Raw genomic sequence first — 26,199 nt, forward strand, 5'->3', positions numbered from 1 at the left:
GGACCTAAAACACAAAAAGCTATCGACTCCCTACTCCTCGCCTCGGGAAACGACGCTGCCGAGTCCGTCGACGGGGCGGTCGGCCAGCAAATCGTCGACGGCGTTCGGCAGGCCGAACTGGTAGCCCTCGGCGTCCACGTCGTCGCGGAGTTCCGTCCGGCCGTGATACACCGAAATCGCGCTGTCGAGGTGTAACTGGACCGCTTCCAAGAGCGCCTCGGCCTCCAGCGGCTGCCCGCGCCGCTCGATTTCATCGACGCTTGCACCCGCGGGAACGTTGAACGCCCGCTGGGTGATGATGGGGCCTTGGTCTAGGTCAGTCGTCACGTAGTGGGCGGTGACGCCGGCGATGCGGACGCCCTCCTCCCGCGCCTGTCGGTAGGCCTCGGCGCCGGGGAACGCCGGGAGAAGCGAGGGGTGGATGTTGATGATGCGGTCCTCGTATCGGAAGACGACGTTGGGACTGAGGATGCGCATGTATCGGGCCAACACGATGAGGTCGGTGTCGTACTCTGCCAGGATGTCGAGTAGTTCGGCCTCGTCGGGATTGCCCTTCTCGTCGCCGATGTCGTGGAAGTCGACGCCGTAGTGCTCGGCCAGCGGTTCGAGGTCGTCGTGGTTGCCGACGATGACGCTGATTTCGGCGCCCAACTTCCCGTCGGCCCACGCCTCGAACAGCGCCTCCAGACAGTGGGATTCCTTCGTGACCAACACCGCAATGGTTCGGGTCTCACGGTCGGCCGGGAACCGAACCTGGATGTCCATATCGAGGTCGTCGCCGAGGTCGTGAAGCGCCTCGCGGAGTTCCTCTTTTTCGGTCGTCATCTCGGCGGTGTCGACGTGCATCGTCATCCGAAAGACGCCGTCCCGAACCGCCTGGTCGAGGTCCTCGATGTTGATGTCTCGCTCGAACAGAAGCGTCGTCACGCGGGCGATGAGGCCGGTCTTGTCGTCGCCGACGACGGTAATCTCGGTGTACTCGCGGGTCACAAGCGACACCTCCACGTGGTGGCAGCAGTCATACTACCGCCTGAGAGGCGGGTTCTCAAAAGGGCGACGTTCCGTACGTGTGCTCCCGCTGACGCCGGTTGTGGCGAGTCGACGGTCGACCAGCGGCAGAACAATGCACAAACGTGCATACCGATTCGGATACACAACCGTTTTCACGCACGAACACGCCACTTCGCGTATGACCGCCTACACCGCGACCGTCACCGTCCGGCTGAAGCGGGGCGTCCTCGACCCCGAGGCCGAAACGACCCAACAGGCGCTGGAACGGCTCGGGTTCGAGTTGGACGACCTCCGGTCTGCCGACCGCTTCGAGGTCGACCTCGACGCCGCCGACGCCGACGACGCCGAGGCCCGCGCCACCGAGATGGCTGAACGCCTGCTGGCGAACCCGACCATCCACGACTACACGGTCGAGGTCGCCGAAGCATAACTCGATGACCGTCTCTCTCAATCCGATAGCGACGCTCTGCTCCCACACGAGGTGGTCGCTGTGACCGTCGCCATCATCCGATTCGGTGGGTCGAACTGCGACCGCGACGCCCTCCGTGCGCTGGAGCATCTCGGCATCGACGCCGAAATCGTCTGGCACGACGACGGCCTCCCGGCGGACTCCTCGGGTATCGTCATTCCTGGCGGGTTCTCCTACGGCGACTACCTCCGGGCCGGCGCGATGGCCGCCCGTGCGCCCATCATGGACGAAATTCGGGCGGCGGCCGAGGAGGGGACGCCCGTCCTCGGCGTCTGCAACGGCGCCCAAATCGGCTCCGAGGGTGGGCTGACCCCCGGCGCGTTCACGACCAACCGGAGCGCCCGCTTCCAGTGTGAACCCGTCTACCTGCGCGTCGAGAACGCCGAGACGCCGTGGACCGAAGCCTTCGAGGAAGGCGAGGTCATCGAGGTTCCCATCGCACACGGCGAGGGACGCTTCGAGGTCCCCGACGACCACCTCGAAACGCTGAACGACGAGAACCGGGTGCTGTTCCGGTACTGTGACGCCGACGGCAACGTCACCGACGAGGCCAATCCCAACGGGTCGAAAGAGAACGTCGCGGGCGTCCTCGGCGCCGACGACAACGTCGCCGTGTTGATGCCTCACCCCGAGCGGGCGTCGCTGCCCGACATCGGCCCGACGGACGGACAGGGCGTCCTTCTCGGCTTTCAGTAACTACCGCACCAGCGGCTGGTTGTACGTCGTCTCCTCTGCCATCACGTACTCCCAGGTCGCCTCACACTCACATGACACTTCCTCGAACACCGAGGGGTCCTGTCTGAGGTCGAAGTCCTTGATGGCGCGCTGGACGAGGTCGTCACACTCCCCGCAGTTGTGCGGGCCGCGGTCCGACCCGTGACCGACCGGGTCGGAGACGACGATGGCATCCACATCCGCGGTCGATTCGAGCACGTCACACACCGACCACAGCCACGGCGGCCGGTAGCCGCCGTCGTGGAACAGCTCCTCGACCATCGTGTAGCGCTGGACGTTACAGGGGTTCATCGAGACGGTGTGACAGCCCTCGACGGCGGCACAGCGCCGAACCGAGCGCTTCATGTCCTCGACGGCGTCGGGTTCGGCGAGGAACGGCGGCTTCATCAGGAGATACGCTTTGACGCCCGCTCCCGCCGCCCGTGCCTCTTCGCAGGCGGCCTCGAACTCCGAGAAGTCGAAGTACTTGTTGACGGCGTCGTGACGGACGCGGTCGGTCGCGGTTTCGAGACCGACCGCAACGTCGGTTTCCAGCCCCTGTTCGGTGAAATCACGGAGTTTCTCGCGGTCGACGAAATCGGGGAGGGACTCGACGACGATGCGGTCGCGGTCGCCGAAGGTCTCGGCGATGGCGCGGCGGGTCTCGGCAGGCACTTCCCGCTCGTCGAGGAACGACCCGGAGGTATAGATTTTGATGAGGTCCGCCGTTTCGTCGTCGGCGTTTTCGGCTTCGTGGTCCAGACAGTGCTCGATTTGGGTCATCAGGTTCTCGTGGCCGACGCTGCCGCCCTCGACGCTCTCGGCGACGTAGCCACACATCGTACACCCGCCGGCGCGTGCCCACCGACAGCCGCCGGTGTTGAGGATGATGGTGAGCGACTGGACGACACCGTCTGGGGTGTTGTCCTCGTCGAGCCACACCCGCGTCGGCTCCGTGGGATCGTAGGTCGCGTCGTTGCGGCCCCGTATCTCCCGCATCACCTCGTTGTGTGCGTCCATCCCCCGACCTTGCTCGTGTGCGTCGGGACTCGGCTGACTCATTGGCGGGCGTAGCCGACGCGCGCCTAAAGCGGTGTCGTCTGTGGCGCGGGGCTACCGCTCGGCACCGAACCACGGCGCGACCAGCCACCACAGCGCCGCCCCGATGGACGCGCCGCCGGCGTTGACGAGTGCGTCGAAGGCACTCATCGTCCGATAGGAGAGAAAGCTCTGGACGAGTTCGACGCCGGCGCCGTACAGCACCGAGACACCGGCCGCGACGAGAAGCGCCCGGCGGTCGGCAGCCAACAGCGCGTAGCCGACCGCGCCCGCAAAGCCCGCGTAAGCGAGGACATGGAGATACACCGTCACGCCGACGCCGAACAGCGTCTCCGGGGTGCCCTTGCCGGGGTTCAGAACCGAGGCATAGAGGATGACGGCAGCACACGCGAGGACGCCGACGTACCGCAGCGACCGCGGCGCGGGAGGCAACGAAGTGGGCACGGCCGTAGGTGTCCGGCCCCGGACTTCAACGGTGCGGTCCGACTCAAAAGGGCAGCGGCGTGCCGAAGTAGGCGGCGGTCAGGCGGACGCCGAGATACACCGCGAGGACGCCGCCGACCGTGAGAGCCCCGCTTCGGCCGGCGTAACGCAGCGTCACGTCGTCGGTGCCGGCGTCGATGACTCGGTCGGCGTCGAGCGTTCCGCCCGTATCGACCTCGCCGAGGACGGTCAGTTCTCGACCCTCGGCGGCGACCGCCTCCTCGTATCTGTATCGGTCGCCGCCGATGGACGACCGGAGGTTCGAGCCGACGGAACCGGGTTGGGCGTCGTCGGCGTCGTACACCTGCCTGCGGCCGCCGTACAACTCGATGTGCGCCTCTCGGGGGTCGACGGTCACCGCTCCAGTGCCGTCGTCGAGGGCGAACGGGACGCCGCCGGAGCCGACCTGGTCGGTCTGCCAGCCGATGTCGCGGTCGTCCCAGCCGAGTTCCAGCGACCACGTCCAACAAGCCGCCTGCCGGCCGAACACGGGCGACGTTCCGGGTGTTTCTTCGACGAGTCCCGTAACTGCGATTCGTTTCGTGCCCGCCTGACGGACGATATCATCGGTGTTGGCCGCCTTCGCACGGACCAGTCGGAGGACGACGAGGCCGTTGTCGACGGCGACGGCGAGGGCGCCACAGCCGACGACGAGCGGGGCGACGTGTACCAACAGGGCGAAGGCGTCGCCCCGTCCGCCGAACCCCTCCGGTAGTGAGCCGTACAGGGCGATGATGCCGGCCGCGATGACGCCGAGGAATCCGGCCGTCATGTACCACGTTGTCGGCGTGCCGGTCCGCTGCTCGATGATGTCGCCGCTGGATTCGGCGTCGTAGTACCCCGCGACGGCGAACACCGCGACGAACAGGAGGACGACCCCGAAGACGTACCACTCAACCAGCGCGGCCATACCGACTGTCCGACCCCGACGGACAAAATACTCCCCCGGAAACGCCGTTCGGGACCGCGATGTATAATTGCCGTAACCGATTGTGGTTATGTCGCTGTGGCAAGTATTACACCGGTTGCGAACCACTAGCAAGTGTAACTCGTTACTATGACAGACTTAGGCGGTTTCCACGACAACGTAGCTCGGGTCGACCTCTCGGAGGGGAGCGTCGACTACGAGAGCATCGACCAGGAGGACGCGGAGAAGTACATCGGCGCGCGCGGATTGGGTGTCAAGTACGTCTTCGAGCAGGGGCCGGACGTCGACCCCGAGGGGCCGGAGAACCTACTTGCGTTCATGAACGGCCCGCTAACCGGCACGCAGGTGACGATGAGCGGCCGTATCGCCATCTGTACGAAATCACCGCTGACGGGTACGGTTACGGACTCCCACCACGGCGGGTGGTCCGGCGCTCGCCTCAAGTGGGCCGGCTTCGACGGCCTGCTGTTCGAAGGCAAGGCCGACGAACCGGTGTATGCCGTCGTCGAGGACGGCGAAGTCGAACTCCGGGATGCCTCACACCTCTGGGGACAGGGCTTCCACGACACGCGTGATGCCCTCGAAGAGGAAGTCGAGGGGTCTTATGGCAAGAACCTCTCCGTGATGGGAATCGGTGAAGCCGGCGAGAACGGTGTCAAGTACGCCTGTATCATGAACGAGGACGACCGGGCATCCGGTCGCGGCGGCACCGGCTGTGTGATGGGGTCGAAGAACCTCAAGGCCGTCGTCGTCAAATCCTCGACGAAGATGCCCAAACCGGCGGACGAGGAGACGTTCAAGAAAGGCCACAAACAGGCCATGGAGGTCATCACCGAATCGGACGTGACTGCCCCCAACGAGGGCGGGCTTTCGCTGTACGGGACGAACGTCCTGATGAACGCGACCGAGGAGATGTCCGGGTTGCCGTCGAAGAACGGCAAGTACACCTCGACAGCCGACGCCCGCAACGACGGCTACGGCGGCGACGACTTCGACTCCGAGAAGGTCTCCGGGGAGAACGTCCGCGAGAACATCCTCGTCGACGAACCGACCTGTCACTCCTGTCCCGTCGCCTGCAAGAAGGAAGTCGAAGTCGACGTGATGCACAAAGGCGAGGAGTTGAACGTCCGCACCGAGTCCTACGAGTACGAATCGGCGTGGGCACTCGGGCCGAACTCCGGGCACACCGACCGCGACGAAATCGCGCTGATGCTCCAGCGCTGTAACGACCACGGTATCGACACCATCGACACGGGCAACATGATGGCGATGGCCATGGAGATGTCCGAGGAGGGCAAACTCGACGACCTCGAAACCATCGACTGGGGCGACTCCGAGGCCATCGTCGAGATGATTAGCCGAATCGCCCACCGCGAGGAGGGGCTGCCGGACCTGCTCGCTGAGGGGCCACGCCGCGTCGCCGAACGCCGGGACGCCCACGACAACACCCTCGCCGTGAAGGGACAGACGATGGCGGCCTACGACCCGCGCTGTATGAAGGGGATGGCTATCGCGTATGCCACCTCGAACCGCGGCGCGTGTCACCTGCGCGGCTACACGCCGGCCGCGGAGATTCTGGGGATTCCCGAGAAGGTCGACCCCATCGAGTGGGAAGGCAAAGGCGAGTTGACGGTACTGTTCCAGGACATGCACTCGATTTCGGATTCGTTCGACATCTGCAAGTTCAACGCCTTCGCGGAAGGTATCGAGGAGTACGTCATGCAGTACAACGGCATGACGGGCCGCGATGTCGGCGAAGAGGAGTTGATGCAGGCTGGCGAGCGCATCTACACCCTCGAACGGTACTACAACAACCTCAACGGCTTCGACGGGTCCGACGACGACCTGCCGGGCCGGTTCGTCGAGGGCCACGAGGACGCCGTGCCCGGACAGGGTGGTGTCGAGGGCAGTCTCGTCGAACTCGATAAGCTCAAAGAGGAGTACTACGAGGTTCGCGGCTGGGTCGACGGCGTCGTCCCCGATGAGAAACTCGAGGAGTTGAACATCGACATCGGCCCGGGAACCGGCGTCTCGGCCGGCGATTCGGCCGCTCCCGCCGACGACTAACTCCGAGATTCGTCTTTTTTTTCGCGACACGCCGAGCGGCCGGTTTCTCCGGCGAGTTCAAGCCGAGGGGTTCAAGTACGCGGCAGGGCACCGATAGGGTATGAAGAGCCACGCGCGGTCCACGAAGAAACGGACGGGCGGCCGACGCCGCGCCGTTCGCAAGAAGCGCAAACACGAGATGGGTTCCTCCCCGACGGAGACCCGTGTCGGCGAGGAGAAACTGAAAGTCGCAGAGACTCACGGCGGCAACACGAAGGTTCGCGCCATCGCCAAGACCGTCGCCAGCGTCGCCACCGACGACGGCGCCGTCGCCGCAGACATCGAGGACGTCGTCGAGAACCCCTCGAACCCCAACTACGTCCGACGGAACATCATCACGAAGGGCGCCATCATCGAGACCTCCGCGGGACGCGCCCGCGTCACCTCCCGCCCCGGTCAGGACGGGCAGGTCAACGCCGTTCTCGTCGAGTAACGACCGAACGCGTTTTTCCGGCTACGCCAACTCCCGGAGTCGCGACTTCACCATCCCCGACAGCGCCCGGAGTTTCGAGGGCTGGCGGATGCGGTTCATTTCGTCGTCGGTGAGTTCGAAATCGAACACGTCGAGGTTCGATTCGAGGTGGTCGCGACTCGTCGCCTTCGGCACGGTGGCGACGTTCGGTTGTTGGAGGAGCCAACGAATCGCCACCTGTGCGGGCGATTTGTCGTGTCGTGCGGCGATTTCTGCGAGCACCGGGTCGTCGAGGACGCCGCCGTGGGCAAGCGGCGAGTACGCCGTCAACAGCACGTCGTGAATCCGGCAGTAGTCCAGCAGTTCGCCCTGGCTCCAGTAGGGGTTGTACTGGACCTGATTCGTGAGGATTCCGTGTTCGGAGAGTCGGCGGGCGTCGTCGAGGCCGTCGACGTCGAAGTTCGAAACGCCGAGATGGCGGACCTTCCCGGCATCGACGAGTTCGTTCATTGCAGCCAGAGTGTCCCGAAGCGGCGTGGTGACGTTGGGGTGGTGAACCAACAGCAAATCGACGTAGTCGGTGCCGAGTTTCGCGAGGCTCTCCTCGGTCGAGCGGAGTACGTCCTCGTAGCCTCGATTCTTCGTCTCCAGTTTGGTCGCGAGGAACACCTCGTTGCGGTCGACGCTGCTGTCCCGGAGGGCGTTTCCGACCTGCCGTTCGTTGCCGTAGGCCTGTGCGGTGTCGATGTGGCGATAGCCGACGTCGAGGGCGGTGTGGACCGCCTCTCGACAGGTCTCGCCGGTGAGTCGCCACGTCCCGAGGCCGACAGCGGGCACGTCGACACTTCGGACGGTCGTGAACTCCATGATGGCCATACGGCCGCCGCGGTTGTATAGATACGGCTCTCGACGTGCGCCGGTATAGTGGGTGAAAACCACACGCATGCGCGGCGACGTACGGGGAGGATTAAGTGGGAGTCCTCGCTCACTCCGAACGAGAACGACCAACACGAGGACCACCTATGCCAGAAGAATACGACTTACTCATCGTCGGCGGCGGAATCAGCGGGGCATCGTTGCTGTACACTGTCTCGAAGTTCACGGACGTAGAGCGCGTCGCGCTTCTCGAAAAGGAGGAGGACCTTGCGGCCATCAACTCCCATCACACAAACAACTCCCAGACGCTTCACTTCGGGGACATCGAGACCAACTACACCCTCGAGAAGGCCGAGGAAGTAAAGGAAGGCGCGGAGTTGCTTGCGGGGTATCTGGAAGCGGTCGACCCCGACCGGGAGATGTACAGCAAGCGGAGCAAGATGGTGCTCGCCGTCGGCGACGAGGAAGTCGAGGAACTCGAAGACCGCTACTACGAGGAGGGCTTCGGCGACCTCTATCCGAAACTGCGTGCCATCGGGCGCGACGAGATTGCGGACCTCGAACCGGCCGTCGTCGAGGGTCGGGACCCCGACAAGGAGATGCTCGCCCTCCAGACGCCGGACGGCTACACCGTCGACTACGGACAGACGACGAAGTCGTTCGTCGAGGCCGCCCGCGAGGAGGCCGGCGTCGACGTCTACACCGGCACCGAAGTCGAGGAGATAAACGAGACCGATGAGGGATTCCTCGTCGAGACCGACGACGGCTGGTTCGAATCCGAGGCGACGGTCGTCGCCGCCGGGTCCCACAGCCTTCAGTTCGCCCAAGAGATGGGCTACGGCGAACACCTCTCGCTTTTGCCGGTCGCGGGGAGTTTCTTCCTCGCCGACGACCTCCTGAACGGGAAGGTGTACACCCTCCAGATGAAGAAACTTCCCTTCGCCGCGGTCCACGGTGACGCCGACGTTCACGACGACGGCGTCACGCGGTTCGGCCCGACGGCGAAGTTGGTGCCGACGCTGGAACGGGGTCGCTTCTCGACGGTGAGCGACTTCTTCGACGTGTTCGGGCTCCGACCGGCCTCGGCGCTGAGTTACGCGAACATCCTCTCGGACCGCGTCCTGTTGCCGTACGTGCTCCGGAACCTCGTCTACGACATCCCGGAGGTCGGCAAGCGCGCGTTCCTGCCGAACGTGCAGAAGGTCGTCCCCGGCGTCGAACTCGACGACATCGAACGAGCGGAGGGCTACGGCGGCGTCCGACCGCAAATCGTCGACACCGAGCGGAAGTCCCTCGACATGGGCGAGGCGAAACTCGTCGAGGAGGACATCATCTTCAACATCACGCCCTCGCCGGGCGCTTCGACGTGTCTAAAGAACGCGATGCGTGACACCGAACAGGTCGTCGAGTTCCTCGACGCCGACTACACCTTCGACGAGGAAGCGTTCCGGGCGGCGACCATCGACAACTTCCCGCGGGCCGAAGCGGCCGAGGAGTCCGAAGCCGACGCCGACGAGGCGGACGCCGAGCCGACCGACGACGCGGAGACGGCCGATGCCGGCGCTGAAAGCGACGACGACGCGGGTCAGACGGCGGTCCCCTCCTCGACCGATTAGGGGAACTCCCGCAAAGAATCGAGCAGTTCTTCCAGCGGTTTCGTCGTCGTCGCAAGCGAGACGCCGTCGGCTTGCGCGAGTGCCGGGGCGTGTTCCCAGAGGTCCTCGTCGTCGAGGCCGTGAAGGACGACCGCAGAGGGCGTCGGTGTGACCACCCGCAACGCGACCAGCGGCGACTCCCCGCGCGTGACGTTCGTGAACACGAGCGCTCGGTTCGTCGACTGGCCGTACAGGCGATAGAACTCCTCGCTGGAGAGTCGTTTGATGGCCTCGACGCTGTTGATGACGGTGTGGCCGGCGACGGTGTCGGCCCGCCCGGCGACGACTTCTTCGGCATCGATGGCGCGGTACAGTCGGTCAGTCGACACCGTCACCGAGTACTCCCGGAGGTCGTACACCACGTCGGAGTCGAAGCCAGCGGAGATGACGCGGGCGTGTTGACGGACGCGGTCGCCGCCGCGGCGCTCGTCGACGGCGAGCAGTCCCTCGACGACACGCCGAACGACGCCGATTCCCGGGTTCTCCCGACGGCCGCTCTCGTAGTCGGAGACGACCGACGCGGACACGTCGAGTTCGTCGGCGAGCGTCGTCTGTGCTACGTCGAACTCCTCGCGCCACTTCCGTATGGTCGCGCCGGGGTCTTCCGAAAGCGTCACCTCGCCAGCGATGCGCTCGGCGAGTTCCTCCCGTGGATCGCGCATGCCCGGAGGGAGTGGACGATGGGGCATAAGGCTGCCCGAAGGAATTAAGTGAATGTGTAAAGTATGCTTTACTGTAGAGCGAACTTTACGGAAGAGATGCTTTACACCCTTCACCCATGACAGCGAACACGTCCCCAACGACGAATCGGTCCTCCAGTCCACGCCGGTATCGAATCGCGATGTACGGGTTTCTGGCCGTCGGATTCGTCGGCTACATCGCTGGCCTTCGAGTAGACGCACCGCTGGCCGCCCTCGGTATCTACTGGGTCGGCTTCCTCGGATTCCTCGGCGTCTGGAAGGGCAGCTCGGTCACGCTGTACGACGAACGACACGAGGCACTGGAAGCCGAGGCGATGAGGACCACCTTCGGCGTTATCGGTGCGGTGTTGATACTCGTCGGTCCGGCACTCCCGGCGGTTCTCGATGCCGGTTACGAAGTTCCGTCACTCGCCCTCGGCGCGCTGTACGGCTACGGCGCGATGTTCGGCGTCTACATGGTCGCCTCCATCGCAGTTCGCATCCGCTCTTGACCCTTCAACGATGAACTCCACTACTACGACACGGTTCGACCCCACGACGTACAGACGCACGACGTTCGGAGTCACCCTGCTTGCTGCGCTCGCCCTCGCTTTCGGGGTGGTCTTCGAGGTACCGTTCGTCGGCATCGCCGTCTACGCTCTCGGACTGGTGGCGGTGTTTTCGCTGCCGGCCGTCACCGACGTGCGACTGTTCGACGAACGCGACGACGCCATCGCCCGTAAGGCCGCCGGGACGACGCTGACCCTTTTCGGCTGGCTGTCGGCCATCGTCTACCCCTCGCTCGTCGCGCTGTCCGCGACCGGGCAGTTCTCGTGGGGGCCGGCCAGCACCGCGGTCGCCTTCGCGACTGCCGCCGTCTACGCCGTCTACCTGCTCGCGCTCGGCTACCACCGATACCGATGAAAAACAACCTCAAGGAGCGCCGCGCCGAACGCGGCGAGAGTCAAGCCGACCTCGCGGCGGCCGTCGACGTGACGAGACAGACCATCAACGCCATCGAGCGCGAACGGTACGACCCCTCCCTGGAGTTGGCCTTCGCCCTCGCCGCGCACTTCGACTGTGCTATCGAGGACATTTTCGAACCGGAGTGACCGCGCTCCAACCGTCGCCCCGGCCGCGAACTTAAGCCCTCTCGGCCGTACCGACCGGTAATGCCGCCGACTCTCGTCACCGTCGCCGTCGGCGTCCTCATCGGTGTCGCGCTGCTCGGCCCGGCCTTCGACCGGCGGTCGCTGGCCCTCGTCGCGCTCGCGGCCGCACTTCCGAACCTCGACGCTGCGGCTAGCCTCCTCGCTTCTGGTGTGACCAACGCCCTGTTGCACTCCGCGTTCGTTCCGGCGGCCGCCGCCGTCGCGCTCTACTACGACACCGAACGTCGAGAGTCGTCGTGGCTCCGCCAGCGTTACGGCTGGTACGGCGTCCGCGTCGCATGGGTCGCCGTCGCAGCCTACGCCGTCGCCGGCATCGGTCTCGATTTGTTCAACATCGACAGCGCCGCAGTGTTGTACCCGCTGTCGGACCGGTACTACTCGATTACGGGCAAACTCGTCCTCTCGACACAGGAGGGAATCGTCCAGACGTACGTCGAGTGGGGCGACGGCTGGCTGGAAGTGACCTCGCCCGGAACGACCGAAACCCACCGCGTCGAGACGTGGCTCAATCCCTCGTCGGGTGCTGACGGCGACGTAGTCCGCCGCCTCCGGTTCGTCGACTCCGGGTGGCAACTCGTCGTTGTCATCATCGCGGCGGCCGCCGCGCCCGCGAAACGACTGCTCGATGGAGGGAGTGATTGATGCCGTCGACCGTCGTTCACGCCGCGGTCGCGTTCTGCCTCGCGGTCGGCCTCCTCGGGGAGTCCTACGACCGGCGGGCGCTCGTGTTCGTCCTCGCCGTCGTCCTCGCGCCGGAAATCGACACGTTCGCGGGATGGTTCCTCGACGGCGCCCACCGGGCGCTGTTGCACAACCTCGTGTTTACCGCCGTGGCCGCGCCGGTCCTGTTGTGGGACACGACGCGGGAGTCGTCGTGGCTCCGCGAGCGTTTCGGTGCCCGCGGCGTCCGGCTCGTGTGGGTCGGACTGTTCGTCCACACCTTCGCTCACATGCTGTTCGATTGGTCGCATCTCGACGGAATCAACCTCTTTTACCCGATTACGGACCGCTTCTTCAATCTCGACGGCGAAGCGTTCTTCTCGACGGCCGAGGGGTTCACCCAGACGTTCATCGAGGTGACGACCGACCCCGAGACGGGCCAACAGTCGGTCGACGCCGGACAGGGCGGGACGACCGGAAACACCCACGTCTCCAGTCCGGTCGACCCCTCGCCGGACCCCGAGCCGGATGGCGTCGACCGCCGGGCGCCCATCGCGGTCCAGGGGTGGCAGTTGTATCTCATCGTCCTCGGTGCGTTCACGCTCGTCGCGAAGAAGCTACAGTCGCCGCTCCCGTCGGAACGGGACGATGACTGAGGAGCCGACCCTCCGGCCGTACGACCCCGGCGCCGACCGAGAGTCGCTGTGGAAACTGAAGCGGGCTTTCGAGACCGGACTCGGTGCCGAAGGCGGCGACGAGAAGGCCGCCACCTACGAGTCCAAACTCACCGACGAGTATCGACGCGAGTGGCTGGCGTGGGTCGACCGCTGTGTCGCCGACGACGAGCGCTGTGTGACGCTGGCGGTCGCCGACGGCGAGGCGGTCGGCTACGTCTTCGTCCTTCCCGAGCGACTCGCCTTCGTCTGGGACGCCGCCGTCGTCAACGAACTGTATCTCGACGCGGCGTATCGTGGCAGCGGCGTCGCCGAGGCGCTGCTGGAGGCCGCCGTCGACCTCGCGACCGAACAGGACCTCCCGCTGGAGCGGCTGTTACTCGACGTGGACCCGGACAACGAGCGGGCCTACGCCTTCTACGAGAAGTTGGGATTCGAGCCGTGGGGCGAAATCGTCGCCCGAGAGCTATAGGCCGCTGGAGTCGTCTTCGGCCGTCACGGAGGCGATGGCGCCGCCGATGGCGCCGAAGACGACGGGGTAGACGATGCCGGCGAGGATGATTGCGGGCAGGAGGTCGGGTTGACCGCTCGCGCCGCCGGCCTCGACGCGGAACAGGAACGCGCCGACTATCGAGAGTATCAGATACCCCGGGACGACGAGCGCGCCGGCGATGGCGCCGTCGTTGATGTCTGTGACGCCCTGATATCGCCCGATAGCGAGGCCGGAGGCCAGTATCAACGCGACCGGAATGACGTAGAGGAGGGCGGTGAAGCCGTTCTCGCCGCCGATGAAGCTCGTCGTGTCGCCGAAGAAGCCGGCGTCGATGACCGTCTCGGCGAAGTGGGAGTTGAAGAACACCCAGCCGACGAGTTCGTACGTTGCGTCACCGTCGCCGAACGCCTGGGCGAACTGGTTCAGCCCCGACTCGCGGAGGTCGGAACTCACCAGCAGGTACGTGAACACGTATCCGAGGACCCACGCGGCGACACCCGCGAGGGCACCGGGGACCAGTGGAAGGCTGTCAGCATCGATGTTGGACGACATATCAGTTCTTCCGACACGCCGCTGTATGAATAAATTTGTGGCCTCATGAAGGACGGACTACTGGAGTGTCGCCTCGGTGTCGACGCCGTACACTCGCGCTGGAGTTTCGACGTGAGTCCGGTACAGCGCCTCGGAGTAGCCCTCCTCGGCGAGCCACTCGGTGCGTCTGGGGACGGTCTTCGGCCCCATGACCGCGCCCGGGCGGTCGGGGTCGTCGATGAAGTCCGTCTCCATGAAGAACGGCCAGTCGCCGCCACAGGCCCGTTCGAGTTCGTCCTTGTCGCAGATGACGCTCGGAATCGGCCCCTCAACGTAGCCGTTCGAGTAGTGTTTGACCACCTGCTCGCGGGGCAGGCCCTCGGCTTCGGCCCACTCGGTCACCTCCGTGAACGCCTCGCCGCCTTCGGTGTGTAGTTGGACGGCACAGCCGACCTCTGCACCGCGGGCGAAAGCGTGACGCATCACGTCGTTGGAGGCCGCCCAGACCGCGTCGCTCACGTCGTAGTGCGGCCGGCCGGATTTGATGGCCAGCGCCGGTCCCTCGGCGACGTACTCGGCGGCCACGTCGATGCCGGTCTTCATCAGTTCGGCGGCCGCCTCGGCGTCGTAGCCGCGGTCGACGAGTTGGGATATCAACGCCGGATGGACCCCGAGAACGGGCCACGCTTTCCCGGGGAGTGTCTCGTCGGCCTCCCGGGTCACCTCGACGGTGATATCGAACGTCTCCCGGAAGCCCTCGGCGTCGTCGACCTCGCCGACGAGGTGCCACGATGGCTTGTTCAGAACGTTCAGATGCGTCCCGCCGACCTCGGCGAACTCCGCGGCGGCCTCGGCGCCGCGGCCGTTTACCGGGTCGAGATGGAGGTGATTGTCGAGAATCGGGCCGTTGTACATGGGTGTGCGTTGTATTGGGGGCGTCAAAAGGAGTCCGCTCCGTGGAGCTGTTAATTAACCAGCGGCAACTCGACGACGAACACGGCACCTTCTGGATCGTTGTCCTCGACCCATACTTCACCGCCGTAGTGAGTGACCAGGTGCTGGACGAGGTAGAGGCCAAGTCCCGTCCCGGAACTGTCGAGTCCTTTCTCACCCTTCCCAAAGATTTCTTCTTTCTGTCCATCGGGCACCCCCGGACCGTTGTCCGCAATACAGACGGTAGCCCGCTCGTCGCAGGCCGCCGCCGACACCGAAAGCTCCGGTGTGGCTTTATCATTATGTTGAATCGCATTTGAGAGGAGGTTCTGGAACACCGAATTTAACATCCGGTTGGCCTGAATCTGCACTGCTGGTAGCGACCCCTCGACTACCACGTCTGCGTCTGGATACTCGGATTCGACCTTGTCGAGTTCACGCTTGAGGGTGTTGCGGAGGTTGACCCGATTCTGTTGTTGTGCGTCTTCTCGTGAGAGCATCACGTCGGCCATATCACGTGCCGTCTTGGTCAACTCAACTGCATGGTTAGCGCTTTCTCATAACGTATCGAGATGCTCAGCCCCATCCTCGTCGACGTGGTCGGTCAGAACATCGCCGTACCCGGTCACCAACTGCAGGTCGTTCCGAATATCGTGACGCAAAACCTGATTCAGGATGTCGAGGTTGTCGCGTTGCTCTTGTAACTGCTGTTGGGCCTTTTTCCGCGTCGTAATGTCGCGTATCACGAATAACGTCCCAAGCGTCTGCTCGATTTCACTCGTAAAATTGGAGGCTGATATCTCAAGAGTCCGTGTTTCGGTGTTCGTCCCGAGTTGCACCTCGAATGGTGGTGTGTTCTCTGCCTCTCTCAGCATCTGCTCATCTCTGGTATCGAACAGCTCTGAAACCTGCATCCCAGCGAGTGGTGCCGCAACGTCGAGCAACGACCGGGCACTCTGATTAGCATCGATAATTCTTCCATTAGTGTTCACGAGCAAATACCCCTCACTCATATTTTCGATCGTCCGAGAGCGGGCTAACGCTTTCGTGTCGAACGTCTCGTAGCGGAACGCTGCGTAGCCAACTCCTGCCATGCCGACGGAAAACGAGGCGGGCGTCAAAATCGTTCCCGGCGTCTCGAACGGAAGGAGTGAGAACGTCTGAGCGACGGACAAAAGCATCGGGGCGAAGATGGCAGGGACGAGAATCGCCGTCTGGCGCGGGCTGAGACTCGGGTCGGACCACGTCTGGTAGACGATGTAGGACAGTCCGATTGTCGCTATGATGTAGAACGCCGAGAGATACGAGACGTAGATGACCCCGTTTCCGTGTGCAATGACTGAAAACGCGCCGAACGGGGTAAGACCGGGATTTTCAAACAGGATGGGAACAGGGTCGGTGAACAACAAGACGAACACCGGCAACAACAACACCGCGATAACGGAGACTGTCTTCCCATTTACCCATCGGCGTGCGTCTCCCACCGAGAGCCCGTACAAGAGCACCGCGGGTGCGGTGGTGAAAGACCCGAAGTGGAGCATTTTGTACGCCCAATAGGACCGCTCAAACGTGGTCGCAGTTAACTGTAACAGCGCGAAAAACGTCCAAACTGTTATACTAAATGACAAAACGGTAAACGCTATGACCTGTTTGGTTCGCTCATACTTGTTGAGATAATAGGTGGCGTAGGCGGTCGTTAGTACTCCAACCGAAGTTGCTAATACGATGAGAATAAGCGGCAGATGGAATTGGAAACCATCCATATATGGCTTCAAAATAGCCACTTATATAACTGGTATTGTCACTATTAGCTGTGATTCTGTCTCCGGTTCTAATCCCCTCTCTCGCTACTCGTTTTCAGACGGGTCCGGTGTTCGACTCCTCACCCCAGCGTGATTTCGTCGTGGGCGGCGTTCCGAAGGGCATCGGAGCGGCCGTGGGTTCCCGGCGCGACGGCGACCGTCCGGAGGCCACGTTTCGACGCCGTCTCCAACACGGGCTTGAAGTCGGTGTCTCGGGAGACGACGACGACCGTATCGATTTGCTCGGCGACGGCGGCCTCGACGGCGTCGACGGCGAGTTTCACGTCCACGTCGCCGCTGGTCGTCACCACCTCGAACCCCCGTGCCTCGGCGGCCTGAATCAGCCCGCCGGTGGCGTTTTCGTCGACGTAGACGCGGGCGACGGCGACCGTCCCCTCCCCGCGGGCGATGTTCCGGAGTTCGTCGAGGTCGACGTCGAACTCCTCGCGGAACACGTTCGGCCCGTCGACGAAGATACCGACGCGGGTCGAGCGTGGGCGAAGACGGTCGAGCAGTCCCATGACGGCCCCTCCGCGGTCGGTGGTGAAATCGGTGTTGGTCGGCGGCGAGGGGAACTTCTTACTCCCCGGCCGACGAGGTGTCGAGTATGTCCCTTCGAACGCCGCCGCTCGGCGAGACTCACGCCGCGGCGGAGGCGAAACTGACGGAGTTCGGTGGCTGGGAGATGCCCGTCGAGTTCGACTCCATCACCGTCGAACACGAGGCCGTCCGCGAGTCTGCGGGCAAGTTCGATGTCTCGCACATGGGCGAAATCGAGGTTTCCGGCCCCGACTCGACCGAGCTGATGAACCGCCTGACCACCAACGACGCCTCGGCGCTCGACCCCGGTGACGCCCAGTACTCGGCCATCACCGACGAGGCCGGCGACATCATCGACGACACCGTCGTCTATCGCCTGCCCGAGGCCGACGACGCGGCGTTCCTCTTCATCCCCAACGCGGGCCACGACGAGGACGCCCACGACCGCTGGGTCGCCTACCGCGAGGAGTGGGGCCTCGACGCCACCGTCGAGAACGCGACCACGGAGTACGGCATGATAGCGCTGCAGGGCCCCGACGCCCTCTCGTTGCTCGGCGAGTTGTGTGAGGCTCCCGAGGACATCTCGCGGTTCACCGTCGCCCACCGCGACGTGGGCGGCGTCGACTGTCTCGTCGCTCGGACCGGCTACACCGGCGAAGACGGCGTCGAGTTGCTGTTCGACGCCGACGATTCCGAGGCCGTCTGGTCGACACTGGAGTGTCAGCCCTGCGGCCTCGGCGCGCGCGATACGCTCCGACTGGAGGCGGGCTTTCTGCTCTCCGGGCAGGACTTCGACATCGACGAGAACCCACGGAACCCATACGAGGCCGACATCGGCTTCGTCGTCGACCTCGACACCGAATTCGTCGGCCGCGAGGCGCTCGCGGCGGTCGCGGAGGCTGGCGTCGATGAGACATTGGTCGGCTTCCGTCTGCAGGAACGCGGCATCGCGCGTCACGGCTACGACATTACCGTCGACGGCAACGTCGTCGGTACCGTCACGAGCGGGACGATGAGTCCGACGCTGGGCGATGCCATCGGTCTCGGTTACGTCCCACTCGAGCACGCCGACCCCGGGACCGAAATCGACGTGTTGGTTCGGGGGCGTGAGAAACGGGCGAAAGTCGAAGAACTGCCGTTTTACGGTCGCTGATTATCGCATCTCTTCGAGCGACCGAACGGTGTCGGACATGAGCCACGCGGTGTCGCTGTCGGGGTCCTCGATTGAGAGCGCAAAGAACGACTCGCGGCCCTCGTCGACGGTAATCCGGTATCCGCGCCCCACCAAGCCGTCGGACTCGTCGGTAGCGTCGGATTCTGGGGTGTTCACGCTCGGGCCTCAGGGACGACGAAAAATAACGGGCACGGTTCCGGCCGCGAACCGCGCTGAGTCGATACCACTACATTCCCCACCACAGATACGACACCTATGAGCTTCGACGTACCAGACGACTGTCGGTATCTGGAGAGCCACGAGTGGGTCCGCCGCGACGGTGACACCGCCCACATCGGCATCACGGATTTCGCACAGGACGAACTCGGTGACGTGGTGTTCGTCGAGTTACCCGAGGTCGACGAGTCGGTCGACAAAGACGAGGAGTTCGGCGTCATCGAGTCCATCAAGGCGGTGTCAGACCTGTATGCACCCGTCTCCGGCGAGGTAGTTTCGGTCAACGAAGACCTCTTCGACGCCCCCGAACTCGTCAACGAGGACCCCTTCGGCGACGGCTGGATGCTGGAAGTCACCCTCGACGACGAATCTGAACTCGACGCGCTGTTGTCGCCCGCAGAGTACGAAAACCAAATCGCATAAACCGGAAAAACGCCCGCAAAACCCCCCACGTACTGCCGCTTTCTTTCAATTCGCGTACAAACACATAAGGTGGTTCCTGCCGTATGAAGCATGTACTGAATGGTCGACGACACCCAGCTTGCAGAGAGCAAGTCCATCCACAGAGCGACTGGGAAGACCTTCTACTACGCGACGAAGTTGCTGCCCGAGCGTGTCCGCCACGCGACGTACGTGTTGTACGCCTTCTTCCGAGTCGCCGACGAGGTTGTCGACAATCCCGATGGGATGTCGCCCGACGAACAGCGCCGCAGACTCGATTCGATTCGTGAGGCGGCTCTCGGCCGCGATCCGACCGACGACCCCGTCCTGTCGGCGTTTTCCGAACTTCGGGAATCCTACGACATTCCCGACGAGGAAATAGAGGTGTTCATCGACGCGATGTGTGCCGACATCGAGACCTCCCGCTACGACACCTACGAGGAACTCGAAACGTACATGCGCGGGTCGGCGGCCGCCGTCGGCGTCATGATGACGCTCATCATGGAGTGTGACGACCCCGATACCGCGATTCCCCACGCCCGAACGCTCGGCGAGGCGTTCCAACTCACCAACTTCATCCGCGATGTGGGCGAGGACATCGTCGACCGCGACCGCATCTATCTGCCACGGGAGACCCTCGAGGGACACGGTGCCGACCCCGCCGACATCGAAGCACGGCAGTTCACCGACGAAATCGGTGCGGCTATCGAACACGAACTCCGACGCGCGGAAGGGCTGTACCGCGAGGGTGTCGCCGGCATCCAGTATCTGCCCCGGGACTGCCAACTCCCCGTCCTGACCGCGGCCGTCCTCTATGCCGACCACCACCGACTGGTGCGACAGCGGGGCTACGACACCGTCACCGAGACTCCGTCGTTGTCGACGTGGCGGAAACTCTCCTTGGTCGCACGCACTCGGTGGCACTGGTTCTGGAGCAAGGACCCCGAGACGGTGTTCGCGAAGGTGAGTGTCGTCCCGTCGGCGGCCGACCACCGCACAGAGCGCCGACCGAACGAGCCCTCCCCGACGCGATAGCTCACCGCTCCGGGAAGTCGAAGCGGTCCGTTTTCCACAGCGCGTAGCCGTACCCCACCGCCAGCGTCGCGGGAATCCAGTTGCCGAAGTAGGCGTTGATGCCCCCCCACAAGATGACGAAACTCACGAGGTCGTCGAGCATGAACCGACAGGCCTCCAGTCGAGTGAGGACGGCGTTTCGGTCGAAGGCGTAATCGAGGACGGCCACGGCGACGACGGCCGACAACAACCACCCGGCGTAGTTCGACCACGGGACGCCGTAGTAGAGGCCGCCGGCTTCGTAGGCCCAGAAGCCGATGGAGACGGCCGCGGGGTCGAGAACGAGGTCCATGCCGATGACGGCGGCGACGACGGCAGGGACCCGGAGGACGACCCGCCGGGCGGCGTCGCCGAGGAGTAACAGACACAGTAGGTAGGCATTGGCGACGAGCGGGAGGAAAAACAGCGGCAGCGCAACCGGAATCCCGCCGAGCATCGGTCCCAACTCGACGCCGTACTGGAAGGTGCCGTAGGGGTAGCCCGTCGTGACGCCGACGTACTCGATGGCGTAGGTGTAGCCACACAGCGCGGCGAGGCCGACGGCGGCCTTCCGAGTGAGAACCGGCGCGAGGCCGGCGACGAGTGGCAGCCGCATCACCGCAACGCCGAACAAAAGGAAGTAGGGGTTGAAACTGAGTGGCTCCGGGAGCAGGCCCTCCGCGGAGGCCAAAAGCGTCACTGCCCCGAGCGCCGGGAAGACGACGGCGATGGTGAATCGATTCTCGTCGACGAGTTCGTCGAGACGGCCTTCGATGCGTCCTCGGGGCGGGAGTTCGAACTCGGAGACGGCCTCACGCATACAGCATCACCCACAGCGCCGCGAGCGTCAGCACCATCCCGGCGGCCGTGTTCAGCGCCGGGAACCACCAGTAGGCGCGGTCGACGGCCACGTCAGCGACAACGATGCCGGCGACGAAGACGGGATAGACGCCGAGAACCGCCGCGAAGAACGGATGGACCGTCCCGAAGACGGCGGCCGCGGCGAGCCAACACGCCGCGCAGTAGGCGTAGGTTCGTGATTCGCCGAGAAGCGTCGCCGTCGTCTCGATGCCGGCCTCGCGGTCCGGTTCGATGTCGGGAATGGCCGAGAAGGTGTGCATGCCCATCGCCCACAGCCAGCCGCCGGCGACGGCGGCAAGCGGCGGCGCCTTTCCGGCGACGGCGGCGTAGGCGACGACGCCCGGCAGGACGTAGAGGCCGTTCGACAGCGAGTCGAGAAGTGGCGTTGTCTTGAACCGCAACGGTGGGGCGCTGTACTCGATTGCCAACAACAGAAAGCCGACCATTGCGACCGCGCCGGCCGTCGGAAGTGTGGGGAGAAACAGGATGCTGGCCCCCCCCGTCAGCACGACGAGGACGGGCACCAGTCGGTCGCCCTGATAGCGGACTTCGCGGTCGTCTTTCTTCGGGTTCGCCTCGTCGATGTCGGCGTCGAATACATCGTTGACACCGTAGAGGAACACGTTCGCCGGGACGAGGAAGTACGCGAACAGGGCGACGGCGAGCGGGCCGAACAACTCCGACGGTGCGTCGGCGGCGTAGGCGACGCCGACGATGACCGGTCCGGCGAGGTAGAACCAAAAGCGGGGCCGCGACATCCGGAGGACGTAGCCGCTCGGCGTCGCCTCACTCGGCAGCAGACGGTCGATTGCGTGGTCGGTCATGGTCGGCGAGTCCCGTCAGGCGTCCTCGATGAGGGCGTCGGCGGTGTGTTGGCCGCTGATGAGACACATCGGGACGCCGATTCCGGGGGTGGTGTACGAGCCGGTGAAGTACAGCCCCGGACAGGCCTCAGAGCGATGCGGCGGTCGGAGCAGCGAGGTCTGTCTCAGGGTGTGGGCCATCCCGAGTGCCGTCCCCTGTTGGCTGTTGTAGCGGTCGGCGAACTCCGAGACGGAGAATATCTCCTCGAAGACGAGGCGGTCACGCAACTCGACGCCGGTGTTCTCGGCGATGTCGTCGAGGATTACATCGCGGTACCACGTCCGAACCTCCTCGGTGTCGTCGAGGCCGGGAGCGATGGGGACGAGCGCAAAGAGGTTCGAGTGGCCCTCGGGGGCGACGCTATCGTCGGTCTTCGAGGGGACACAGAGGTAGTAGGCGGGGTCTTCGGGCCAGGTCGGGTCCTCGAAAATCTGCTCGAAGTGGCCGTCCCAGTCGGTCGGGAGGACGAGCGTGTGGTGTTCGAGTGGCTCCACGTCGCCCTCGACGCCCATGTACATCAGGAAGGCACTCGGTGCGTAGGTGCGGTCGTCCCAGTAGTCGGCGTCGTACTGGCGTTCGTGTTCCGGGAGCAGTTCCTGTTCGGTGTGGGCGTAGTCGGCGTCGCTGACGACGTACTCCGCCTCGAAGTCGCCGGCGGCGGACTCGACGACGAACGCCTGCTTGCGGTTGACGATTTCTGACACCTCGGCGTCGGTGACGTACTCGACGCCGAGTTCTTCGCCCAACTCGACGCAGGCGTCGACGACCGACCCCAGTCCGTCTTCGGGGTAGTAGACGCCGAGGTTGAAATCGACGTGACCCATCATGTTGTACAGCGCGGGCGTGTTCGACGGCGCGCCGCCGAGGAACACCAGCGTGTACTGCATTATCTGCTGGAGTTTCGGGTTGTCGAAGTAGTCGGCGACGTAGTCGTCCATCGTCCCGAGCAACTGCAGGCCGATGGGCGCGGCCTTCATCACCTCCCAGTCGACCCAATCGCGGAGGCGGGGGCGGTCGGTGTAGACGAACTGCTCCATCGCCACCTCGTAGTGGGTTTCGGAGGTATCGAGATACTCCTCTAAGGCGTCGCCAGCGCCCGTTTCGTAGGATTCGAAGAGGTCGTACATCGCCTCTCGGTCGGAGGTCACCTCGGCGGTGTCGCCGTCCTTGAAGAAGATGCGATAGTGGGGGTCCAACCGATTGAGGTCGTAGTAATCCTCGGGTTCCTTCCCGAAGTGGCCGAAGAACCGCTCGAATACGTCGGGCATCAGGTACCACGACGGTCCCATGTCGAACCGGAAGCCGTCGGCTTCCAGTCGGGAGGCCCGTCCCCCCAGTTGTTCGTTCTTTTCGAGGACCGTCACATCGAAGCCCGCGTCGGCGAGATAACATGCGGTCGAGAGGCCGCCGAACCCGGAGCCGACGACGACAACCTCGCGGGGTGTGGACATGTCCTGACGTAGGGGCGGACCGCCCATAAAACGGGCGTGGTGAACGGTGGCATGGTGCTGGCCTCGCGGACCGGACCACCGGTTGGGAAACGTCCTTGTCGGCACCGCTCTATTGTGCGGTATGAACACTGCAGTCGTCACCGGTGGGTCCCGAGGCGTCGGCGAAGCCGTCGCGAGACTGCTCGCAGCGGAGGGCGTCCACGTCGTGCTGTGCGCGCGGGACGGAGACGCCGTCGAGTCGGTCGTCGAGGCCATCGAAGCCGACGGTGGGGCGGCGACGGGGGTTCGCGCCGACGTTCGCGACGAGTTCGACGTCGAGCGACTGATGGAAACCGCCTCGCGGGCCGGCGAGCGCAGTGGTATCAACTTCGTCGTCGCCAACGCGGGCGTCTACCACGGCGCTCCCGGCGAGACGCCGCTGGCGGAGGCTTCGTACTCGTCGTTCGACGACACGCTCCGCATCAACGGTCGCGGCGTCTTCGCGACGATTCGCGAGGCCGTTCCGCACCTGACCGACGACGCACGCGTCGTCGTCCCGTCGGGCGCTATCGCCCGCGAGGCGAAACCCGGATTCGGCGCCTACGCGGTGTCGAAAGCGACCGCCGAGGCCGTCGCCCGGCAGTTCGCCGCCGAACTGGAGCAAGCCGTCGGCGTCCTCGATTTGGGGCCGGTACAGACGGAGTTGACGAACCGGATGCAGGGACGAGACCCCGCCGACGTCGCGCCGATGTTTCTGTGGTCCGCGACGGAAGCCGACGCCGAAGCCATCGATGGAGAGGTCGTCGGGCTACGGGAGTGGAAGGCGGCGATGCGGTGACTACTCCTCGGCGCCGTCTTCTTTGGTTTCACGGCGGACGACCAACACCGGGCCGACGGAGGCGGCGGCGAGGCGCTCGGATTCGTCGCCCAGCAGGAATTGCGACAGCGACGGTGCGGCTTCGCCGACGACGACCGCGTCGTGGTTGGGGACGGCCTCGATTAGCGTCTCGAAGGGTCGGTCGCTGACGACGCGTTCGGTCGTCACGTCGATGCCGTCATCTCTGAGCCGTTGGGCGCTTCGCTGTAACAGGCCGTCGGCGCCGTCGGATTCGCTGGCGAGAAACAGCGTGATGGCGATGTCACGGTCGCCGACCAGTTCCGTGACGAACTGGAGAACACGGTCGACGGCAACGTTGCCGCTCAATGGGACGAGCAACCGATTTACGTCACCGGTCGCGCCGTTTATCGCATAGGCTCGGGTGCCGATTTCGTCGGCGACGCGCTCGATAGTCTGTTGGCGGTCGTGGGTGAAGACGAGTCGGTAGTCCGCGGCGCCGCCGGCCTTGCGGAACTCCTCGGTGGTGTCTTCGAGCCCCGAGACGGCCCGCTCTTCGTACTGCTCGCGGGCTTGGTCGGCTGGCGTCTGTTCCGGCAGGACGTGATAGCCGAGGACGGTCACGTCCATCGTCCCGAGCAGGTCCATCAGTCCGTAGGCGACCGATTCACCCTCCAGCACCGCCAGCGGCATGAGTACTCGTGTCATCTTACAGTGCCCCCTTGAGTTTTACATCGCGTGCATAGTAGAAGTACCACCCGGCGGAACCAAGCATAATGAGGAAGCCGAGTACCTGCGAAAGCGGTTGCATGAACAGGATGAGCGCGAAACTCGCCACGCCGCCGACTATCGGTACGACTGGGTAGCCGGGGACCCGAAAGTCGGGGTCGTACCACTCCGGTTCGTCGCGTCTGAGCGCGAGTAACGCAACACAGATGAGGCCGTAGGCGACGAGGTGCAGAAACGAGGCGACTTCGGCGAGCACTTCGACGCGGCCGGTCGCCGTCAAGAGGAGAATCGGACCGCCGGCCATGCCCAAAGCGACGTGTGGGGTCCCGTATTTCAGGTTGATACGACTCGCACGTCCCGGCAACAGCGCGTCCTTCGAGACGGCGTAGACGGCCCGTGAGGTCGAGAGAATCGAGGCGTTGGCACTCGACATCGTCGCCAGCAGGCCGCCAAGGATGATTGCGAAGCCCCCTGCCGGACCGAGGAGTTCTCGGCCGACATCGACCATCGCGGTCTCGCCCGCCAGCGACAGCGCGTTGCTCCCGACCGCACTCGTCGCAACGAAAATGGTCACGACGTACAACACGCCGACGATGACTACCGACCCGACCATCGCCAGCGGGAGGTTCCGGCCGGGGTCTTTCATTTCGCCGGCGACGGTCGCAACCTGAGCGAACCCGAGATACGAGGTGAACACCAGCGCGGCCGTCGTCAGAATCGGGAACGGGCCGTAGGGAGCGAACCGTTCCGGCGTGGTCGGTTCGCCGACGAGACCGACGGCGTCGAGGATGCCGAACCCGAGGAAGACGACGAGAATCGACAGCAACAGCGCGACGACGCCGTTCTGGAGTTTCGCCGCGTTTTCGGTGCCGGTGACGTTCAGGAGCGTAAAGCCCGCGCCGAACAGCAACGCAATCGGGATGACGAGGCTCTCTCCGACGGCGATGCCGAGAAAGCCGAGAGCGTCGACGGCGTAGTAGCCGAAGCCGACGAGGTAAAACGCCGTCGCAAAGACCAATCCGAGCCACAGCGAGAGGCCGACGACCGACCCCGCGAGCGCCCCGAGGCCGCGGGAGATGAAGTAGTAGCCGCCGCCGGATTTCGGCATCGCCGTCGCCAACTCCGAGGTTGGAAGTGCGACCAACAGCGCGATGACCGCGCCGATGGTAAACGACAACGCCGCCGCGGGTCCGGCCCGACCCGCCGCGAGGCCGGGAAACACGAAGATACCGGCCCCAATCATCGTACCGATACCGATGGCCAACCCCCCGGAGAGCCCGAGCGTGCGTTCGAGTTCTGCGTTTTCGGTGACCGTCGCCTCATCGGTTTCGACGACGGGTTCCGAAACTGGACTCTCGCCCTCGATGTTCTGTCCGCTGGGCTCACCGCTCATGTACT

The 26,199-nt window shown here is 64.4% G+C and carries 32 protein-coding genes; 15 read left to right on the forward strand and 17 right to left on the reverse strand.

What is annotated here, in order from left to right; translation table 11 throughout:
* Positions 1–30: 30 nt before the first annotated feature.
* Positions 31–990, reverse strand: a complete 960-nt coding sequence (locus NMP98_RS17945; RefSeq protein WP_367997246.1) for a formyltetrahydrofolate deformylase — start codon at positions 988–990, stop codon at positions 31–33.
* A gap of 199 nt (positions 991–1,189) precedes the next feature.
* On the opposite strand from NMP98_RS17945, the gene purS reads away from it, so the two are divergent.
* Positions 1,190–1,441: a phosphoribosylformylglycinamidine synthase subunit PurS gene (gene purS / locus NMP98_RS17950; RefSeq protein ID WP_254859221.1), complete on the forward strand. Its 252-nt coding sequence runs from the start codon at positions 1,190–1,192 to the stop codon at positions 1,439–1,441.
* Between the two features lie 60 nt (positions 1,442–1,501).
* Positions 1,502–2,176, forward strand: coding sequence for a phosphoribosylformylglycinamidine synthase I (purQ, locus tag NMP98_RS17955; RefSeq protein WP_254859222.1), 675 nt, complete (start codon positions 1,502–1,504; stop codon positions 2,174–2,176).
* Here the strand turns inward: purQ and NMP98_RS17960 are convergent, their stop codons facing one another.
* The 3 genes from NMP98_RS17960 to NMP98_RS17970 are packed head-to-tail and all read right to left on the reverse strand — an operon-like array spanning position 2,177 to position 4,646.
* Positions 2,177–3,256, reverse strand: a complete 1,080-nt coding sequence (locus tag NMP98_RS17960; protein WP_254859223.1) for an archaeosine biosynthesis radical SAM protein RaSEA — start codon at positions 3,254–3,256, stop codon at positions 2,177–2,179.
* A 51-nt stretch (positions 3,257–3,307) separates the two neighbouring features.
* The gene (locus tag NMP98_RS17965; RefSeq protein ID WP_254859224.1) at positions 3,308–3,697 is read right to left on the reverse strand and encodes a VanZ family protein; all 390 of its coding nucleotides are present in this window, start codon (positions 3,695–3,697) and stop codon (positions 3,308–3,310) included.
* Between the two features lie 43 nt (positions 3,698–3,740).
* Positions 3,741–4,646 carry a GIDE domain-containing protein gene (locus NMP98_RS17970; RefSeq protein ID WP_254859225.1) on the reverse strand — a complete coding sequence of 302 codons (906 nt, stop codon included), beginning with the start codon at positions 4,644–4,646 and terminating at the stop codon, positions 3,741–3,743.
* A gap of 147 nt (positions 4,647–4,793) precedes the next feature.
* Here NMP98_RS17970 and NMP98_RS17975 point away from each other — a divergent pair, with 147 nt between their 5' ends.
* Together NMP98_RS17975 and NMP98_RS17980 are read left to right on the forward strand one after the other, a co-directional pair.
* Positions 4,794–6,731 (forward strand): aldehyde ferredoxin oxidoreductase family protein, encoded by a 1,938-nt coding sequence (locus NMP98_RS17975; RefSeq protein WP_254859226.1) that lies wholly within the window; start codon positions 4,794–4,796, stop codon positions 6,729–6,731.
* 100 nt (positions 6,732–6,831) lie between these two features.
* The gene (locus tag NMP98_RS17980) at positions 6,832–7,203 is read left to right on the forward strand and encodes a 30S ribosomal protein S8e (protein ID WP_254859227.1); all 372 of its coding nucleotides are present in this window, start codon (positions 6,832–6,834) and stop codon (positions 7,201–7,203) included.
* A 21-nt stretch (positions 7,204–7,224) separates the two neighbouring features.
* Here the strand turns inward: NMP98_RS17980 and NMP98_RS17985 are convergent, their stop codons facing one another.
* Positions 7,225–8,049: an aldo/keto reductase gene (locus NMP98_RS17985; protein ID WP_254861343.1), complete on the reverse strand. Its 825-nt coding sequence runs from the start codon at positions 8,047–8,049 to the stop codon at positions 7,225–7,227.
* Positions 8,050–8,204: 155 nt separating this feature from the next.
* Here NMP98_RS17985 and NMP98_RS17990 point away from each other — a divergent pair, with 155 nt between their 5' ends.
* Positions 8,205–9,674 (forward strand): FAD-dependent oxidoreductase, encoded by a 1,470-nt coding sequence (locus NMP98_RS17990; RefSeq protein ID WP_254859228.1) that lies wholly within the window; start codon positions 8,205–8,207, stop codon positions 9,672–9,674.
* Here NMP98_RS17990 and NMP98_RS17995 read toward each other — a convergent pair.
* Positions 9,671–10,375 carry a helix-turn-helix domain-containing protein gene (locus NMP98_RS17995; RefSeq protein ID WP_254859229.1) on the reverse strand — a complete coding sequence of 235 codons (705 nt, stop codon included), beginning with the start codon at positions 10,373–10,375 and terminating at the stop codon, positions 9,671–9,673. The two genes, NMP98_RS17990 and NMP98_RS17995, sit on opposite strands and share 4 nt — an antisense overlap.
* Before the next feature lie 116 nt (positions 10,376–10,491).
* Here NMP98_RS17995 and NMP98_RS18000 point away from each other — a divergent pair, with 116 nt between their 5' ends.
* The 6 genes from NMP98_RS18000 to NMP98_RS18025 are packed head-to-tail and all read left to right on the forward strand — an operon-like array spanning position 10,492 to position 13,371.
* On the forward strand, positions 10,492–10,905 hold the full coding sequence (locus NMP98_RS18000; protein ID WP_254859230.1) for a DUF2178 domain-containing protein: 414 nt from the start codon (positions 10,492–10,494) through the stop codon (positions 10,903–10,905).
* 10 nt (positions 10,906–10,915) lie between these two features.
* Positions 10,916–11,317, forward strand: coding sequence for a DUF2178 domain-containing protein (locus NMP98_RS18005; RefSeq protein ID WP_254859231.1), 402 nt, complete (start codon positions 10,916–10,918; stop codon positions 11,315–11,317).
* Entirely contained in the window at positions 11,314–11,505 is a 192-nt protein-coding gene (locus NMP98_RS18010) for a helix-turn-helix transcriptional regulator (RefSeq protein WP_254859232.1), read from the forward strand. Before NMP98_RS18005 ends, NMP98_RS18010 begins: the two co-directional genes overlap by 4 nt.
* A gap of 60 nt (positions 11,506–11,565) precedes the next feature.
* Positions 11,566–12,207: a hypothetical protein gene (locus NMP98_RS18015; RefSeq protein ID WP_254859233.1), complete on the forward strand. Its 642-nt coding sequence runs from the start codon at positions 11,566–11,568 to the stop codon at positions 12,205–12,207.
* On the forward strand, positions 12,207–12,881 hold the full coding sequence (locus tag NMP98_RS18020; RefSeq protein WP_254859234.1) for a metal-dependent hydrolase: 675 nt from the start codon (positions 12,207–12,209) through the stop codon (positions 12,879–12,881). Before NMP98_RS18015 ends, NMP98_RS18020 begins: the two co-directional genes overlap by 1 nt.
* Positions 12,874–13,371 (forward strand): GNAT family N-acetyltransferase, encoded by a 498-nt coding sequence (locus tag NMP98_RS18025; protein ID WP_254859235.1) that lies wholly within the window; start codon positions 12,874–12,876, stop codon positions 13,369–13,371. The genes NMP98_RS18020 and NMP98_RS18025 overlap by 8 nt, the downstream gene beginning before the upstream one ends.
* On the opposite strand, the gene NMP98_RS18030 is transcribed toward NMP98_RS18025, so the two are convergent.
* The 5 genes from NMP98_RS18030 to NMP98_RS18050 form a co-directional block, all read right to left on the reverse strand.
* Positions 13,366–13,944 carry a DUF7978 family protein gene (locus NMP98_RS18030; RefSeq protein WP_254859236.1) on the reverse strand — a complete coding sequence of 193 codons (579 nt, stop codon included), beginning with the start codon at positions 13,942–13,944 and terminating at the stop codon, positions 13,366–13,368. The two genes, NMP98_RS18025 and NMP98_RS18030, sit on opposite strands and share 6 nt — an antisense overlap.
* A 57-nt stretch (positions 13,945–14,001) precedes the next feature.
* The gene (locus NMP98_RS18035; protein WP_254859237.1) at positions 14,002–14,838 is read right to left on the reverse strand and encodes a TatD family hydrolase; all 837 of its coding nucleotides are present in this window, start codon (positions 14,836–14,838) and stop codon (positions 14,002–14,004) included.
* Positions 14,839–14,888: 50 nt separating this feature from the next.
* Entirely contained in the window at positions 14,889–15,389 is a 501-nt protein-coding gene (locus tag NMP98_RS18040; protein ID WP_254859238.1) for a sensor histidine kinase, read from the reverse strand.
* A gap of 24 nt (positions 15,390–15,413) precedes the next feature.
* A complete protein-coding gene (locus NMP98_RS18045; protein ID WP_254859239.1) occupies positions 15,414–16,619 on the reverse strand; it encodes a histidine kinase N-terminal 7TM domain-containing protein in 1,206 nt (401 codons plus the stop codon).
* A 119-nt stretch (positions 16,620–16,738) separates the two neighbouring features.
* Positions 16,739–17,179 carry an NYN domain-containing protein gene (locus NMP98_RS18050; protein WP_178917938.1) on the reverse strand — a complete coding sequence of 147 codons (441 nt, stop codon included), beginning with the start codon at positions 17,177–17,179 and terminating at the stop codon, positions 16,739–16,741.
* Between the two features lie 86 nt (positions 17,180–17,265).
* Between NMP98_RS18050 and gcvT the strand changes: the two genes are divergently transcribed.
* Entirely contained in the window at positions 17,266–18,351 is a 1,086-nt protein-coding gene (gene gcvT / locus NMP98_RS18055) for a glycine cleavage system aminomethyltransferase GcvT (protein ID WP_254859240.1), read from the forward strand.
* Here gcvT and NMP98_RS18060 read toward each other — a convergent pair whose 3' ends face one another.
* The gene (locus tag NMP98_RS18060; protein ID WP_254859241.1) at positions 18,352–18,528 is read right to left on the reverse strand and encodes a hypothetical protein; all 177 of its coding nucleotides are present in this window, start codon (positions 18,526–18,528) and stop codon (positions 18,352–18,354) included.
* Positions 18,529–18,627: 99 nt separating this feature from the next.
* On the opposite strand from NMP98_RS18060, the gene gcvH reads away from it, so the two are divergent.
* Together gcvH and NMP98_RS18070 are read left to right on the forward strand one after the other, a co-directional pair.
* Complete coding sequence (gene gcvH / locus NMP98_RS18065; RefSeq protein ID WP_254859242.1) at positions 18,628–19,011, forward strand: glycine cleavage system protein GcvH; 384 nt, start codon at positions 18,628–18,630, stop codon at positions 19,009–19,011.
* 99 nt (positions 19,012–19,110) lie between these two features.
* Positions 19,111–20,064: a phytoene/squalene synthase family protein gene (locus NMP98_RS18070; RefSeq protein ID WP_254859243.1), complete on the forward strand. Its 954-nt coding sequence runs from the start codon at positions 19,111–19,113 to the stop codon at positions 20,062–20,064.
* 1 nt (position 20,065) lies between these two features.
* Here NMP98_RS18070 and cruF read toward each other — a convergent pair whose 3' ends face one another.
* Genes cruF through crtID form a run of 3 tightly spaced genes read right to left on the reverse strand, consistent with a single transcriptional unit; the run spans position 20,066 to position 23,258 of the window.
* Entirely contained in the window at positions 20,066–20,902 is an 837-nt protein-coding gene (cruF, locus tag NMP98_RS18075) for a bisanhydrobacterioruberin hydratase (RefSeq protein WP_254859244.1), read from the reverse strand.
* Positions 20,895–21,767 (reverse strand): prenyltransferase, encoded by an 873-nt coding sequence (locus tag NMP98_RS18080; protein ID WP_254859245.1) that lies wholly within the window; start codon positions 21,765–21,767, stop codon positions 20,895–20,897. Before NMP98_RS18080 ends, cruF begins: the two co-directional genes overlap by 8 nt.
* A 15-nt stretch (positions 21,768–21,782) precedes the next feature.
* Entirely contained in the window at positions 21,783–23,258 is a 1,476-nt protein-coding gene (crtID, locus tag NMP98_RS18085) for a bifunctional phytoene desaturase/3,4-desaturase (protein ID WP_411911624.1), read from the reverse strand.
* 121 nt (positions 23,259–23,379) lie between these two features.
* Between crtID and NMP98_RS18090 the strand changes: the two genes are divergently transcribed.
* Positions 23,380–24,075 (forward strand): SDR family NAD(P)-dependent oxidoreductase, encoded by a 696-nt coding sequence (locus tag NMP98_RS18090; protein ID WP_254859247.1) that lies wholly within the window; start codon positions 23,380–23,382, stop codon positions 24,073–24,075.
* Here NMP98_RS18090 and NMP98_RS18095 read toward each other — a convergent pair whose 3' ends face one another.
* Both NMP98_RS18095 and NMP98_RS18100 read right to left on the reverse strand, forming a co-directional pair.
* A complete protein-coding gene (locus NMP98_RS18095) occupies positions 24,076–24,780 on the reverse strand; it encodes a universal stress protein (protein WP_254859248.1) in 705 nt (234 codons plus the stop codon).
* A gap of 1 nt (position 24,781) precedes the next feature.
* Positions 24,782–26,194, reverse strand: coding sequence for an APC family permease (locus NMP98_RS18100; RefSeq protein WP_254859249.1), 1,413 nt, complete (start codon positions 26,192–26,194; stop codon positions 24,782–24,784).
* Between the last annotated feature and the right edge of the window lie 5 nt (positions 26,195–26,199).

The sequence above is a fragment of the Natronomonas gomsonensis genome (assembly GCF_024300825.1).
GTDB classification, from domain to species: Archaea; Halobacteriota; Halobacteria; order Halobacteriales; family Haloarculaceae; genus Natronomonas; species Natronomonas gomsonensis.

Excerpts from the sequence above, each read along its gene's own strand:
- purS (WP_254859221.1), top strand. The coding sequence starts at position 1,190 with ATGACCGCCTACACCGCGACCGTCACCGTCCGGCTGAAGCGGGGCGTC.
- NMP98_RS17960 (WP_254859223.1), bottom strand. The coding sequence starts at position 3,256 with ATGAGTCAGCCGAGTCCCGACGCACACGAGCAAGGTCGGGGGATGGAC.
- NMP98_RS17970 (WP_254859225.1), bottom strand. The coding sequence starts at position 4,646 with ATGGCCGCGCTGGTTGAGTGGTACGTCTTCGGGGTCGTCCTCCTGTTC.
- NMP98_RS17975 (WP_254859226.1), top strand. The coding sequence starts at position 4,794 with ATGACAGACTTAGGCGGTTTCCACGACAACGTAGCTCGGGTCGACCTC.
- NMP98_RS17980 (WP_254859227.1), top strand. The coding sequence starts at position 6,832 with ATGAAGAGCCACGCGCGGTCCACGAAGAAACGGACGGGCGGCCGACGC.
- NMP98_RS17985 (WP_254861343.1), bottom strand. The coding sequence starts at position 8,049 with ATGGAGTTCACGACCGTCCGAAGTGTCGACGTGCCCGCTGTCGGCCTC.
- NMP98_RS17990 (WP_254859228.1), top strand. The coding sequence starts at position 8,205 with ATGCCAGAAGAATACGACTTACTCATCGTCGGCGGCGGAATCAGCGGG.
- NMP98_RS17995 (WP_254859229.1), bottom strand. The coding sequence starts at position 10,375 with ATGCGCGATCCACGGGAGGAACTCGCCGAGCGCATCGCTGGCGAGGTG.
- NMP98_RS18000 (WP_254859230.1), top strand. The coding sequence starts at position 10,492 with ATGACAGCGAACACGTCCCCAACGACGAATCGGTCCTCCAGTCCACGC.
- NMP98_RS18005 (WP_254859231.1), top strand. The coding sequence starts at position 10,916 with ATGAACTCCACTACTACGACACGGTTCGACCCCACGACGTACAGACGC.
- NMP98_RS18010 (WP_254859232.1), top strand. The coding sequence starts at position 11,314 with ATGAAAAACAACCTCAAGGAGCGCCGCGCCGAACGCGGCGAGAGTCAA.
- NMP98_RS18015 (WP_254859233.1), top strand. The coding sequence starts at position 11,566 with ATGCCGCCGACTCTCGTCACCGTCGCCGTCGGCGTCCTCATCGGTGTC.
- NMP98_RS18020 (WP_254859234.1), top strand. The coding sequence starts at position 12,207 with ATGCCGTCGACCGTCGTTCACGCCGCGGTCGCGTTCTGCCTCGCGGTC.
- NMP98_RS18025 (WP_254859235.1), top strand. The coding sequence starts at position 12,874 with ATGACTGAGGAGCCGACCCTCCGGCCGTACGACCCCGGCGCCGACCGA.
- NMP98_RS18030 (WP_254859236.1), bottom strand. The coding sequence starts at position 13,944 with ATGTCGTCCAACATCGATGCTGACAGCCTTCCACTGGTCCCCGGTGCC.
- NMP98_RS18035 (WP_254859237.1), bottom strand. The coding sequence starts at position 14,838 with ATGTACAACGGCCCGATTCTCGACAATCACCTCCATCTCGACCCGGTA.
- NMP98_RS18045 (WP_254859239.1), bottom strand. The coding sequence starts at position 16,619 with ATGGATGGTTTCCAATTCCATCTGCCGCTTATTCTCATCGTATTAGCA.
- NMP98_RS18050 (WP_178917938.1), bottom strand. The coding sequence starts at position 17,179 with ATGGGACTGCTCGACCGTCTTCGCCCACGCTCGACCCGCGTCGGTATC.
- gcvT (WP_254859240.1), top strand. The coding sequence starts at position 17,266 with ATGTCCCTTCGAACGCCGCCGCTCGGCGAGACTCACGCCGCGGCGGAG.
- gcvH (WP_254859242.1), top strand. The coding sequence starts at position 18,628 with ATGAGCTTCGACGTACCAGACGACTGTCGGTATCTGGAGAGCCACGAG.
- NMP98_RS18070 (WP_254859243.1), top strand. The coding sequence starts at position 19,111 with ATGGTCGACGACACCCAGCTTGCAGAGAGCAAGTCCATCCACAGAGCG.
- cruF (WP_254859244.1), bottom strand. The coding sequence starts at position 20,902 with ATGCGTGAGGCCGTCTCCGAGTTCGAACTCCCGCCCCGAGGACGCATC.
- NMP98_RS18080 (WP_254859245.1), bottom strand. The coding sequence starts at position 21,767 with ATGACCGACCACGCAATCGACCGTCTGCTGCCGAGTGAGGCGACGCCG.
- crtID (WP_411911624.1), bottom strand. The coding sequence starts at position 23,258 with ATGTCCACACCCCGCGAGGTTGTCGTCGTCGGCTCCGGGTTCGGCGGC.
- NMP98_RS18090 (WP_254859247.1), top strand. The coding sequence starts at position 23,380 with ATGAACACTGCAGTCGTCACCGGTGGGTCCCGAGGCGTCGGCGAAGCC.
- NMP98_RS18095 (WP_254859248.1), bottom strand. The coding sequence starts at position 24,780 with ATGACACGAGTACTCATGCCGCTGGCGGTGCTGGAGGGTGAATCGGTC.
- NMP98_RS18100 (WP_254859249.1), bottom strand. The coding sequence starts at position 26,194 with ATGAGCGGTGAGCCCAGCGGACAGAACATCGAGGGCGAGAGTCCAGTT.